Origin of the sequence: Bacillus sp. JJ864, from assembly GCF_036963045.1 — a bacterium.
GTDB classification, from domain to species: Bacteria; Bacillota; Bacilli; order Bacillales; family Bacillaceae_G; genus Bacillus_A; species Bacillus_A pseudomycoides_C.
The window spans coordinates 55,466-67,860 of the sequence record NZ_JBALLY010000014.1 but is presented as its reverse complement, the minus strand read 5'-3'; the positions used below and the strand labels follow the sequence as shown (position 1 = coordinate 67,860).

12 protein-coding genes and 1 riboswitch are annotated in these 12,395 nt (G+C 38.1%); all 12 genes read left to right on the top strand.

Going from position 1 to position 12,395, the window contains the following annotated elements; all coding sequences use genetic code 11:
• Positions 1-623 precede the first annotated feature (623 nt).
• The 12 genes from V7024_RS03230 (at position 624) to V7024_RS03175 (ending at position 12,300) form a co-directional block, all read left to right on the top strand.
• On the top strand, positions 624-968 hold the full coding sequence (locus V7024_RS03230) for a toprim domain-containing protein (RefSeq protein ID WP_335515577.1): 345 nt from the start codon (positions 624-626) through the stop codon (positions 966-968).
• A gap of 11 nt (positions 969-979) precedes the next feature.
• A complete protein-coding gene (locus V7024_RS03225) occupies positions 980-1,279 on the top strand; it encodes a thioredoxin family protein (protein ID WP_335515574.1) in 300 nt (99 codons plus the stop codon).
• 154 nt (positions 1,280-1,433) lie between these two features.
• A complete protein-coding gene (locus V7024_RS03220; RefSeq protein WP_335515571.1) occupies positions 1,434-1,778 on the top strand; it encodes a hypothetical protein in 345 nt (114 codons plus the stop codon).
• A 127-nt stretch (positions 1,779-1,905) separates the two neighbouring features.
• A riboswitch (SAM riboswitch) is annotated at positions 1,906-2,013 on the top strand.
• 282 nt (positions 2,014-2,295) lie between these two features.
• Positions 2,296-3,321: a methionine ABC transporter ATP-binding protein gene (locus V7024_RS03215; protein WP_335515568.1), complete on the top strand. Its 1,026-nt coding sequence runs from the start codon at positions 2,296-2,298 to the stop codon at positions 3,319-3,321.
• Positions 3,314-3,979 (top strand): methionine ABC transporter permease, encoded by a 666-nt coding sequence (locus V7024_RS03210; protein ID WP_335515565.1) that lies wholly within the window; start codon positions 3,314-3,316, stop codon positions 3,977-3,979. The genes V7024_RS03215 and V7024_RS03210 overlap by 8 nt, the downstream gene beginning before the upstream one ends.
• A 78-nt stretch (positions 3,980-4,057) precedes the next feature.
• Positions 4,058-4,870, top strand: coding sequence for a methionine ABC transporter substrate-binding lipoprotein MetQ (gene metQ / locus V7024_RS03205; protein ID WP_335515562.1), 813 nt, complete (start codon positions 4,058-4,060; stop codon positions 4,868-4,870).
• 236 nt (positions 4,871-5,106) lie between these two features.
• Positions 5,107-5,892 carry a Fe-S cluster assembly ATPase SufC gene (gene sufC, locus V7024_RS03200; RefSeq protein WP_090916120.1) on the top strand — a complete coding sequence of 262 codons (786 nt, stop codon included), beginning with the start codon at positions 5,107-5,109 and terminating at the stop codon, positions 5,890-5,892.
• A 16-nt stretch (positions 5,893-5,908) separates the two neighbouring features.
• On the top strand, positions 5,909-7,201 hold the full coding sequence (gene sufD / locus V7024_RS03195) for a Fe-S cluster assembly protein SufD (protein ID WP_335515557.1): 1,293 nt from the start codon (positions 5,909-5,911) through the stop codon (positions 7,199-7,201).
• On the top strand, positions 7,201-8,421 hold the full coding sequence (gene sufS / locus V7024_RS03190) for a cysteine desulfurase SufS (RefSeq protein WP_335515554.1): 1,221 nt from the start codon (positions 7,201-7,203) through the stop codon (positions 8,419-8,421). The genes sufD and sufS overlap by 1 nt, the downstream gene beginning before the upstream one ends.
• Positions 8,411-8,842 (top strand): Fe-S cluster assembly sulfur transfer protein SufU, encoded by a 432-nt coding sequence (sufU, locus tag V7024_RS03185; RefSeq protein WP_035433100.1) that lies wholly within the window; start codon positions 8,411-8,413, stop codon positions 8,840-8,842. The genes sufS and sufU overlap by 11 nt, the downstream gene beginning before the upstream one ends.
• A 49-nt stretch (positions 8,843-8,891) precedes the next feature.
• The gene (gene sufB, locus V7024_RS03180; RefSeq protein WP_272189180.1) at positions 8,892-10,289 is read left to right on the top strand and encodes a Fe-S cluster assembly protein SufB; all 1,398 of its coding nucleotides are present in this window, start codon (positions 8,892-8,894) and stop codon (positions 10,287-10,289) included.
• Between the two features lie 505 nt (positions 10,290-10,794).
• Positions 10,795-12,300: a thiol-activated cytolysin family protein gene (locus V7024_RS03175; RefSeq protein WP_335515644.1), complete on the top strand. Its 1,506-nt coding sequence runs from the start codon at positions 10,795-10,797 to the stop codon at positions 12,298-12,300.
• The last annotated feature ends 95 nt before the right edge of the window (positions 12,301-12,395 follow it).

Here is a 12,395-nt window from a genome sequence, read left to right as displayed (position 1 = left end):
TATATGAAATGCCAATTGAAAAACTAACAAAAAACCTGTCTTTTTAGGTGGGCGAGATCATCTGGCCATGCATAGAAGCGGTCATGGTCTTTTCCTGCCACATGCAAGGGTTAAACCAAAGGGGAAAAGTGAGTACAGGTCATCTTTGTTCTACATAGCAGCGACTTAGATGTCGAAAAATCAAAATGGATGTATATAGAACATAGAATTTTTTCTACTTAGAGATGATAGGAATGGAGATTTTCTTAGATATGTTTCTGAACGAGCCCCTTCCGCTTTTCTACATTGTCCAGCTTCACCTCCTAGCCCCTCATGTCTAAGAACCTTCCCCACGAGAAGGTAAAGAGCACCTTCTGTGTGAAAGAACCTTAGCCACCGGGACTGAACAGTCGGCTCCGCTTTTCTTATTGTCCAGCTCCAGTGGCTAGAATGGTCGGTGGCTTCGCTTCTTCCTGCGAGGTAAAAAACACCTCTACGTCAGAAGCTCCATCCCCCTCACATTCTGACCAAGCCGCTTCCGCTTTTCTTCACAAAAATAAACAGGAAACAACATTAAAATATCGAATATACTATATACTAAAGGCAAGGTTGTATCATAGTATATGGTGATCGGGTGATGCCAAGTGGTCTATGTGGAAAAAGTAATTATTGTTGAAGGTAAGTCAGATAAGAGAAAGATCGAAACGATTATTAGAGAACCGGTGGAAATTGTTTGTACAAATGGTACAATTGGTTTGTCGAAAATGGATGAACTCATTGACCAGCTGTATGATAAAGAAGTGTATGTTCTTGTGGATGCAGATGATGCAGGGGAGAAATTACGCAAACAGTTTCGCCGAGAATTTCCACATGCTGAACATATTTACATTGATCGTTCGTATCGAGAGGTTGCGACTGCACCGTCATTTCATTTAGCGAACGTTTTATGGGGAGCTGACATTGACGTCTATACAGAATTTTTACGGTAAGGAAGGGTACAATGATCGATTGGACAGGATATGAAGCAGAAGTTGCAGTTAGAGATCAAGAAAAAACGGTGTTATACGTATATACGCTAATGTGCGGTACGTGTCAGCTTGCAAAAAAAATGCTAACGGTTGTTGAGGCAGCGTTGCCTCACTTAGAAATTGGAATGCTAAATGTAAATTATGCACCGCATTTTGCGCGGGAGTATCAAATTGAAAGTGTTCCGTGTTTACTTATATTTGAGAAGAACCAAATTGTAAAGAAAATATATGCATTTCAATCTGTGGAATATTTATATATGGAATTACAATAGGCGGCAAAAAATTTGCCGCCTCGACATATTTCTTGGGAAATAGTAAGAAATAAATGGTTTTTCGTACAGCTTTTGTCGAGAGAATGATACAGGAGAGCGCGTGATAAAAATGGAATGGTAATATGTAAAACGTGATATGGGGAGTGTGATAAGGATGAAATTGTATTCACTGCTTCAATCATTTGTAACATATGCCAATACGCAATATCACTTAGAACCACTATTACCACAATTCGAAAAGGTTGTTTGTTTTATTTTCCAAGATGAATGTTATTCATTGAATATTTCAAGAGAGAAAATTGAACTTATAAATGGTGCGGTGGGAACAGAAGAGCTTGTTTGTTTTCAAGAAACAGATTTGCGGTTGTTGATTACAGGACAAGTTCGCTTGCAGTCATTATTGCGCCGAAATGCGATTACATATAGAGGGACATATCGAACGATGTTATTATTAGAATCTGTATTTCATATTTGCAAACCGTTAAGGGTAGGTGCTTAACTTTCAGAAAGTTTATTTTTTGCTAAAAATTTCTGTTGACATCTATTTCATGCGTTGATACAATTCAAAACATAAAATAACGAAAACTTCATAACGATAAAATCAGACGAAATTTATATCTGATTTTCTCTTATCAAGAGAGGTGGAGGGACTGTGCCCTATGAAGCCCGGCAACCGTCAACTTATGTTGAAATGGTGCCAATTCCTGCAAAGCGAATGCTTTGAGAGATGAGAGGAAAGGATAATAGTAATTTATGTATATAAACCTTTCTGCTCATTTTAAAGCAGAAAGGTTTTTTTGTTGTTTCGGTGTAGGAGGACGCTTGAACAACAAAACGTTTTTATAGTAATAGCGGCAAGCCGCTTACGCTTTTTATAATCCAGCTTCAGCGGCTAGAATGGTCGGTGGCTTCGCTTCTTCCTACGAGGAAAAAAAACGCCTCTACGTCAGAAGCTCCATCCCCCTTCCATTCTGGGCAAGCCGCATACGCTTTTTAATTAAAAAGGGGTGACATCTATGATCATTTTAGAAAATGTAAAGAAAATATATCGCTCTAAACACGGTGATGTTACCGCTGTGGATGATGCGAATTTACAAATAGAAAAAGGCGAGATTTTCGGGGTTATCGGCTATAGCGGTGCCGGAAAGAGTTCGTTAATTCGTTTGTTTAATCAATTGGAGAAGCCAACGTCTGGAAAGATTACGATTGGAGAGCGTGTGATTTCGGCAATTACAGGTAAAGAACTTCGAGAAGCACGTCAAGAAATTGGAATGATTTTTCAGCACTTCAACTTACTTTGGTCACGAACTGTTCGTGAAAATATTGCTTTCCCGCTTGAAATTGCTGGGGTGACAAAAGAGAAACGAAGTCAGCGTGTAGATGAATTAATTCGTCTTGTTGGTTTAGATGGACGAGGAGATGCGTATCCATCTCAGCTAAGTGGTGGACAAAAGCAGCGCGTCGGTATTGCGAGAGCGTTAGCAAATAATCCGAAAGTATTATTGTGTGATGAAGCAACGTCAGCATTAGATCCAGAAACGACAGATCAAATTTTAGATTTGCTTCTCGATATTAATAAGCGTCTTGGGTTAACGATTGTACTCATTACGCATGAAATGCATGTTATTCAAAAAATTTGTAACCGCGTTGCTGTTATGGAAAAAGGAAAGATTGTTGAAAGCGGCAGCGTGTTGGATGTATTTCGTAATCCGCAGCAAGATATTACAAAGCGCTTTGTTAAGCAAATAACAGATTCTGAAGATGCAGATGAAACAATTGAGCATTTAGCAGAGAAATACCCAGAAGGGAAGGTCGTGAAACTGCAATTTATTGGTGAAGCAGTAGAAAGACCAGTTTTACAGGATTTAATGAAGCAAGATGGAGTGGAAGTGAGCATTCTGCAAGGGAATATTGCACAAACGACAAACGGGGCGTATGGAAGCTTAATTGTTCACTTAAATGGCGATGAAGATGTGGTTGCAAAAGCAGTTGCAACGATTCAACAAGAGCAAGTCGAGCTGGAGGTGATTGCACATGGATAATCTGCTTCAAAATGTCGATTGGGATACAATGCTAGAAGCTACTAGAGAAACGTTATATATGACGACAGTTGCCACACTGGCAACATTTGTATTGGGTCTTATTCTTGGATTATTACTGTTTCTTACAGGAAAAGATAATTTATGGGAGAACAAACCGGTCAATGTTGTAATTGGTACGTTTGTAAATATTTTTCGTTCTATCCCGTTCATCATTTTAATTATTTTACTCATTCCATTTACAAAGTTTCTTCTAAATACCATTCTTGGAGCAAGTGCTGCACTGCCAGCATTAATTGTTGGAGCAGCGCCGTTTTATGCGAGAATGGTTGAAATTGCGCTTCGTGAAATTGATAAAGGTGTCATTGAAGCATCGAAAGCGATGGGGGCAAAGACAAGTACAATCATTTTAAAAGTATTAATACCAGAAGCTTTGCCGGCGCTTGTTTCAGGCATCACTGTAACGGCAATTGCACTTGTCGGTTATACGGCAATGGCTGGAGTGGTTGGTGCAGGCGGCCTTGGTACACTTGCTTATTTAGAGGGGTTCCAGCGTAACAATAGCGATGTAACTTTTATGGCAACAATTCTTGTGCTTGTTATCGTATTTATTATTCAAGTGCTTGGTGACTTCTTTACGAAGCGGCTTGATAAAAGATAAAGAAGAGTTTTCGTCTCAGACGAAGACTTTCTATAAAATTACTATTTTGAATATTGTGAAAAGGAAGGGTGTCATAACATGAAAAAGGTATTATTTTCAGCACTTATTGCTGTATTTGTATTTGCATTAGCTGCTTGTGGTAGCAGCGAAAAAGATAAGAAAACAATTGTAGTGGGTGCTTCTAACGTACCGCATGCAGTTATTTTAGAAAAAGCGAAACCACTATTAGAGAAAAAGGGGATTACATTAAAAATAAAAAAATTCCAAGACTATGTACTACCAAATGAAACGTTAGCTAGTAAAGATTTGGATGCGAACTACTTCCAACACATTCCGTATTTAGAGAAAGAGATCCAAGAAAAAGGATATAAATTTGTAAATGCAGGAAAAATTCATTTAGAGCCTATGGGAATTTACTCTAAGAAATATAAAAGTTTAAAAGACCTTCCAAACGGCGGAACAGTAATTATGAGTAATAACGTATCAGAGCGCGGACGTATGTTAGCACTTCTGCAAAAAGGCGGCGTTATTAAACTGAAAGACGGCGTAGATGTTGTAAAAGCAACAGAAAAAGATATTGTAGAAAATCCGAAAAACTTGAAATTTAAAACGGATGTTGAACCAGGTCTTACACCAAAGTTATATGAGAACAATGAAGGCGATGCAATATTTATTAACTCAAACTACGCAATTGATGCAAAGTTAAACCCAACAAAAGATGCAATTGCAATTGAAGGATCAGATTCTCCTTACGCAAATATTATCGCTGTTCGTAAAGGTGACGAAAACAGAAAAGAAATTAAAGAACTTGTAGAAGTATTACATTCAAAAGAAATTCAAGATTTTATTACGAAAGAATATAAAGGAGCTGTGCTTCCTGTAAGTGAATAAGGTGAAAAAAGGGCTGGAAATTCTTAGCCCTTTTTTCTTTATATAATTAGGAAGAAAGGTGTATCATAATGTAATGTGCAGAAAATTCCTGTTCGTATTTGCAGAAAAATTGTTACATTTTTTCAACGTTTGCGATATCATTTTATTTGATATAAAATTAGAATGAGAATAAAATGAGAATGTGAACGTTTTAGGAATTTTTAAAATGTATATAGAGAATTATTGGAGGTATTGAGATGGCTGGTTCTACATTAACGATTAAAGATTTACATGTATCAATTGATGGCAAAGAAATTTTAAAAGGTGTAAACCTTGAAGTAAAAGGTGGAGAAATCCATGCAATCATGGGACCTAACGGAACAGGTAAATCAACTTTATCTTCTGCAATTATGGGTCACCCAAAATATGAAGTAACACAAGGTAGCATCATCATCGACGGTGAAGATGTATTAGAAATGGAAGTAGATGAGCGTGCACAAGCTGGTCTATTCTTAGCAATGCAATATCCAAGTGAAATTAGCGGAGTAACAAATGCTGACTTCTTACGTTCTGCAATTAATGCGCGCCGCGAAGAAGGCGATGAAATTTCTCTTATGAAATTTATCCGTACATTAGATAAAAACATGGAATTCCTAGAAATGGATCCAGCAATGGCACAACGTTATTTAAATGAAGGTTTCTCTGGCGGTGAGAAAAAACGTAACGAAATTCTTCAATTAATGATGATTCAGCCAAAAATCGCAATCTTAGACGAAATCGACTCTGGTCTTGATATCGATGCATTAAAAGTTGTATCTAAAGGTATTAACGAAATGCGCGGTGAAGATTTCGGTTGCTTAATGATTACGCACTACCAACGTTTATTAAACTACATTACTCCAGATCATGTACACGTTATGATGAATGGTCGTATTGTGAAATCTGGCGGTCCTGAGCTTGCACACCGTTTAGAAGCTGAAGGTTATGACTGGATTAAAAAAGAACTAGGTATTGAAGACGAAACAGAAGAGCAAGAAGCGTAAGAGAGGAGCAATAAACATGACAATTGGTACATTACCTTTCGATCAAGATTCTATCCGTCAATTTGCAAGCGAAGCGAATGAAGCTGCTTGGTTGACTGAGTTCCGCTTACAAGCTCTTGCAAAGGCAACTGAACTTCCAATGCCAACGCCAGATAAAACGAAAATTGATAAATGGGATTTTATCGGCAAAGGTAAAACTGTAAAGCAAGAGCCTGTGAGTTCTTTAGAAGAACTTCCAGAAGCAGTGAAAAATTTAATCGATGAAAATAATAACGTACTTGTACAGCGCAGCGGTACAACTGCATTCGTTTCTTTATCAGAAGAAGCAAAAACAAAAGGCGTTATTTTTATAGATATTATAACAGCTGCAACTGAGCATGCTGAGCTTTTACAAAAGTATTTAATGAAAGATGGCGTGAAAGTTGATGAGCATCGTTTAACAGCACTTCATGCTGCGCTAATCAACGGCGGTGCGTTCGTATACGTTCCGAAAAACGTTGTTCTTGAAACACCACTTCAAGCTGTATTCTTAGTAGACGGCGAAGAAGCAAACGTTTATAACCATGTATTATTCGTTGCAGATGCAAACAGTTCTGCAACATATGTAGAAAACTACGTGGCAAATGAAACTGTTACAGGTATTGCAAATATCGTGGCAGAAGTAATCGTAGAACAAGGTGCACAAGTGAAGTTTGGTGCGGTTGATTTGTTAGCAAAAGACGTAACATCTTACGTAAACCGCCGCGGCGTAGTTGGACGAGACGGACGTCTTGAGTGGGCATTAGGTCTTATGAATGATGGAAACACAATTTCTGAGAACGTAACGAACTTAATGGGCGATGGTTCATTTGCTGATACAAAAACAGTAACAATCGGCCGTGGCAACCAAACGCAAAACTTTACAACAAAAGTTGTTCACTTCGGTAAACACTCTGAAGGTTTCATCTTAAAACACGGTGTACAAAAAGATAGTGCAACATCTATCTTTAACGGAATTGGTAAAATTGAACACGGTGCATCAAAATCAAATGCACAGCAATCTTCTCGCGTTCTTATGTTAAATGAAAAAGCACGCGGCGATGCAAACCCAATTCTTTTAATTGATGAAGATGATGTAATGGCAGGTCACGCAGCTTCTGTAGGACGTGTAGATCCTACACAACTATACTACCTAATGAGCCGTGGTATTCCGAAGAAAGAAGCAGAACGTTTAGTCATCCATGGATTCTTAGCACCTGTAGTAAATGAGCTTCCAATCGAAGGGGTTAAAGCGCAGCTTGTTGAGGTAATTGAAAGGAAAGTTCGCTAATGGATATTCATGAAATACGCAAACAGTTTCCAATTCTTGATCAAAAGGTAAACGGCAAACAACTTGTTTATTTCGATAGTGCGGCAACTTCTCAAAAGCCAATTCAAGTCATTGAAACGTTAGAACGTTACTATAAAGAATATAACTCGAACGTGCATCGCGGTGTTCATACGCTCGGTACGAAAGCAACTGATGCGTATGAAGGCGCACGCGAGAAAGTTCGTAAGTTTATTAATGCGAAATCGATGGAAGAAATTATTTTTACGCGCGGTACAACAACGGCGTTAAATACAGTTGCGGCAGCCTATGGCATGGAAAATGTAAAAGAAGGCGATGAAATTGTTATCTCTTACATGGAGCACCATAGTAATATTATTCCTTGGCAACAAGTTGCTAAGAAAACAGGCGCAACGTTAAAATATCTTCCGCTTCAATCAGACGGGACAATCTCATTAGAAGATGCTCGTGAAACGATTACGTCAAATACAAAAATTGTTTCAATCATGTACGTATCTAACGTACTTGGGACGATTAACCCTGTAAAAGAAATTGCAGAAATCGCGCATCAAAACGGCGCAATTATGGTCGTTGATGGTGCACAAAGTACACCGCATATGAAAGTGGACGTACAAGATTTAAACTGTGATTTCTACACTTTATCCGCTCATAAAATGTGCGGGCCTACAGGTATTGGCGTATTATATGGTAAGAAGGAATTGCTTAACAATATGGAGCCAATTGAATTTGGCGGTGAAATGATCGATTTCGTAGATTTACAAGAATCTACGTGGAAAGAGCTTCCGTGGAAATTCGAAGCAGGTACACCGATTATTGCGAATGCAATCGGACTTGGAGCTGCGATTGATTTCTTAGAAGAAATCGGTCTTGATAATATTGAAAAGCATGAACATGAATTAGCGCAGTATGCTTTAGAAAGACTATCAGAAGTAGACGGTGTTACAATTTATGGTCCAAAAAAACGTGCAGGTCTTATTACATTTAATATTGATGAAGTACATCCGCATGATGTGGCAACAGTATTAGATGTAGAAGGGATTGCGGTTCGTGCAGGTCATCACTGTGCACAGCCGTTAATGAAGTGGCTAAAAGCTTCTTCTACAGCACGTGCAAGTTTCTATTTATATAACACAAAAGAAGAAATTGATACATTTGTCGAAGCGCTGATGAAAACAAAGGAGTATTTCACAAATGTCATTTAATAATTTAGATACGTTATATCGCCAAGTTATTATGGATCATTACAAAAATCCACGTAACCATGGCGTATTAGAAGATAGTGTTACGGTGAATTTGAACAATCCAACTTGCGGCGATCGTATTCAACTTACGATGAAAGTAGAAGACGGAATTGTACAAGAAGCGAAGTTTGAAGGAGAAGGTTGTTCCATCTCCATGTCTTCCGCTTCTATGATGACGCAAGCTGTAAAAGGAAAGAAAATTGAAGAAGCGCTTCAGCTTTCGAAAATTTTCTCTGATATGATGCTAGGAAAAGAGTATGATGACAGCATTGATTTAGGAGATATTGAAGCATTACAAGGCGTATGCAAATTTCCAGCGCGTATTAAGTGTGCAACATTAGCTTGGAAAGCGTTAGAAAAAGGCTTGAACGAAGAGAAGTAATGAAAATCACTTCCTAAAAACGAGGTTATCCAAGGAGGGACATACGAACATGGCGAAGCAGCTGCCAGATATCGGCGATTATAAATATGGTTTCAAAGATAAAGACGTTTCGATTTTCCGTGCTGAGCGCGGTTTAACAAAAGAAATCGTAGAAGAGATTTCACGTATGAAAGAAGAACCACAGTGGATGTTAGACTTCCGTTTAAAATCCCTGGATCACTTCTATGAAATGCCAATGCCACAATGGGGCGGAGACTTAAATGATTTAAACTTTGATGAAATTACGTACTACGTAAAACCATCTGAGAAATCTGAGAAGTCTTGGGATGAAGTACCTGATGAAATTAAAGCAACATTTGATAAATTAGGTATTCCAGAAGCAGAACAAAAATATTTAGCGGGTGTATCAGCGCAGTACGAATCTGAAGTTGTATACCACAACATGAAAGAAGACCTAGAAGCACTAGGAATCGTCTTCAAAGATACAGATAGCGCATTAAAAGAGAACGAAGATATTTTCCGTGAGCATTTCGGAAAAGTAATTCCGCCAACAGACAACAAATTTTCAGCGTTAAACTCTGCAGTTTGGTCTGGTGGATCATTCATCTACGTTCCAAAAGGTATAAAAGTTGATACACCACTTCAAGCGTATTTCCGTATTAACTCTGAAAATATGGGACAATTCGAACGTACGCTTATTATCGTAGACGAAGGCGCACACGTACACTACGTAGAAGGTTGTACAGCACCTGTTTACACAACAAACTCACTTCACAGTGCGGTAGTAGAAATCATCATTAAGAAAGATGCATATTGCCGTTATACAACAATCCAAAACTGGGCAAACAACGTATATAACCTAGTTACAAAACGTGCAGTTTGCGAAGCAAACGCAACGATGGAATGGATTGACGGTAACATCGGATCAAAATTAACGATGAAATACCCAGCTGTTATCTTAAAAGGCGAAGGCGCTCGCGGTTTAACATTATCAATCGCGATTGCTGGTAAAGGCCAACACCAAGATGCTGGTGCGAAAATGATTCACTTAGCACCAAATACATCTTCAACAATCGTTTCTAAATCGATTGCAAAACATGGTGGTAAAGTAACTTACCGTGGTATCGTACACTTCGGACCAAAAGCGACAAACTCTCGCTCTAACATCGAGTGTGACACATTAATCATGGATAACCAATCTACATCTGATACAATTCCTTACAACGAGATTAAAAACGATCACGTTTCACTTGAGCACGAAGCGAAAGTATCAAAAGTATCAGAAGAACAATTATTCTACCTAATGAGCCGCGGTATTTCTGAGCAAGAAGCAACAGAAATGATCGTAATGGGCTTCATCGAACCATTCACTCGCGAACTTCCAATGGAATACGCAGTAGAAATGAACCGCCTAATCAAATTTGAGATGGAAGGTTCTATTGGTTAATTAGAAATGCGGAGCCGACTGTTCAGACCCGTTGGCTAAGGTTCTTTCGCACAGAAGATGTTTTTTATCTTCTGGTGCGGAAGGTTCTTAGACATGAGGGTCTAGGAGGCAGAGCTGGACAATAATGAAAGTGGAAGCGGCTCGTTCAGAATGTGAGGGGGATGGAGCTTCTGACGTAGAGGCACTTTTTGCCTCGTAGGAAGGAGCGAAGCCACCGAGCATTCTAGCCGCTGGAACTGGATAATAAAAGAAAAGAAGAAGCGTCCTGTTTACAGGGCGCTTTTTTCATTGGGAACAAATATATCGGCGCTTTTTCATACGATATTTACTTTGTCAGGAAGCTCGGACAAGTAAAAAGGATCGGGTGCATGAAAGCCGCTGAAAGACTATCTAGTTTGAGTAAGTAAAAAAAAAATTTTATCAATATACAAAAATTATGATTTTGTGATATAATTTCCCTAAAAAGGAGGCGAGTTTTTTGAAAGTTCTAAAACATGTTAAAGCAATGAAATTTCTAGTATGTTTATCTGTTAGTTTATGCACTATTAATTATTCGTTTATTTCCTTCGCTGAAACACAAACAAGTAATTCAGCTGATCAAGCAAAAAATGCTAGTGGCATCGATAATGGCATAGCAAATTTAAAGTATGATAGTAGAGATGTTTTGGCAGTAAATGGTGATAAAGTAGAGAGTTTTGTTCCGAAAGAAGGTAAAAATTCGAATGGTAAATTTGTAGTGGTTGAACGTGAGAAAAAATCACTTACAACTTCACCGGTGGATATTTCAATTATTGATTCTATGATTAATCGTACATATCCAGGAGCAGTACAACTTGCAAATAAAGCTTTTGCAGATAATCAACCTAGTTTATTAGTAGCCAAGAGAAAACCTTTGAATATTAGTATTGACTTACCTGGCATGAGAAAAGAAAATACAATCACTGTCCAAAATCCAACATATAGTAATGTGTCTGGAGCAGTAGATGATTTAGTATCTACTTGGAATGAAAAGTATTCATCAACACATACGTTACCTGCAAGAATGCAGTATACAGAATCTATGGTTTATAGTAAATCTCAAATCGCAAGTGCTCTTAATGTTAATGCTAAATATCTTGATAATGGACTGAACATTGACTTTAATGCTGTTGCAAGTGGAGAGAAAAAAGTGATGGTTGCGGCATATAAGCAAATATTTTATACAGTAAGTGCAGAACAACCTAACAATCCATCAGACCTTTTTGATAATAGCGTTACGTATGAAGAGTTAACTCGTAAAGGGGTAAGTAATGAGGCTCCGCCTGTTATGGTGTCAAATGTAGCTTACGGCAGAACAATTTATGTAAAATTAGAAACAACTTCTAAGAGTAAAGATGTACAAGCTGCCTTTAAAGCCTTACTTAAGAATAACAGCGTCGAAGCGAGTGGACAGTACAAAGATATTTTTGAAGACAGTACCTTTACCGCTGTAGTATTAGGCGGAGATGCAAAAGAGCATAACAAGGTTGTTACAAAAGATTTTAATGAAATTCGAAATATCATTAAAGACAATGCAGAATTAAGTCCTAAAAATCCTGCATATCCAATTTCATATACTAGCACTTTCTTAAAAGATAATGCGGTTGCTGCTGTTCATAACAATACAGATTATATCGAGACAACATCTACGGAATATTCTAGTGCGAAAATGAAGCTTGATCATTACGGTGCATATGTTGCTCAATTTGATGTATCCTGGGATGAATTCTCATATGATGAAAATGGAAAAGAAGTATTAACCCATAAAACTTGGGAAGGAAACAACAGAGACAAAACGGCTCATTTCTCTACAGTCATACCACTTCCACCAAATTCAAAAAATGTAAAAGTCTTAGCGAGAGAATGTACAGGCCTTGCATGGGAATGGTGGAGAACCGTTATTAATGAACAAAATGTTCCATTAACAAATGAAATAAAAATCTGGATTAGCGGAACGACATTATACCCAACCTATAATATTAGTTATAATTAAAGGTGATGTATACGTCCGAAGCGCCCTGTTTACAGGGCGTTTTTTTCATGACTAGAAATATATCGGCGGTTCGACACGGGATAAAGACCCTTCGA

What these genes read in the sequence shown, in the direction of transcription:
- V7024_RS03225 (WP_335515574.1), top strand. Translation starts at nt 980, where the DNA reads ATGATCGATTGGACAGGATATGAAGCAGAAGTTGCAGTTAGAGATCAA.
- V7024_RS03220 (WP_335515571.1), top strand. Translation starts at nt 1,434, where the DNA reads ATGAAATTGTATTCACTGCTTCAATCATTTGTAACATATGCCAATACG.
- V7024_RS03215 (WP_335515568.1), top strand. Translation starts at nt 2,296, where the DNA reads ATGATCATTTTAGAAAATGTAAAGAAAATATATCGCTCTAAACACGGT.
- V7024_RS03210 (WP_335515565.1), top strand. Translation starts at nt 3,314, where the DNA reads ATGGATAATCTGCTTCAAAATGTCGATTGGGATACAATGCTAGAAGCT.
- metQ (WP_335515562.1), top strand. Translation starts at nt 4,058, where the DNA reads ATGAAAAAGGTATTATTTTCAGCACTTATTGCTGTATTTGTATTTGCA.
- sufC (WP_090916120.1), top strand. Translation starts at nt 5,107, where the DNA reads ATGGCTGGTTCTACATTAACGATTAAAGATTTACATGTATCAATTGAT.
- sufD (WP_335515557.1), top strand. Translation starts at nt 5,909, where the DNA reads ATGACAATTGGTACATTACCTTTCGATCAAGATTCTATCCGTCAATTT.
- sufS (WP_335515554.1), top strand. Translation starts at nt 7,201, where the DNA reads ATGGATATTCATGAAATACGCAAACAGTTTCCAATTCTTGATCAAAAG.
- sufU (WP_035433100.1), top strand. Translation starts at nt 8,411, where the DNA reads ATGTCATTTAATAATTTAGATACGTTATATCGCCAAGTTATTATGGAT.
- sufB (WP_272189180.1), top strand. Translation starts at nt 8,892, where the DNA reads ATGGCGAAGCAGCTGCCAGATATCGGCGATTATAAATATGGTTTCAAA.
- V7024_RS03175 (WP_335515644.1), top strand. Translation starts at nt 10,795, where the DNA reads ATGAAATTTCTAGTATGTTTATCTGTTAGTTTATGCACTATTAATTAT.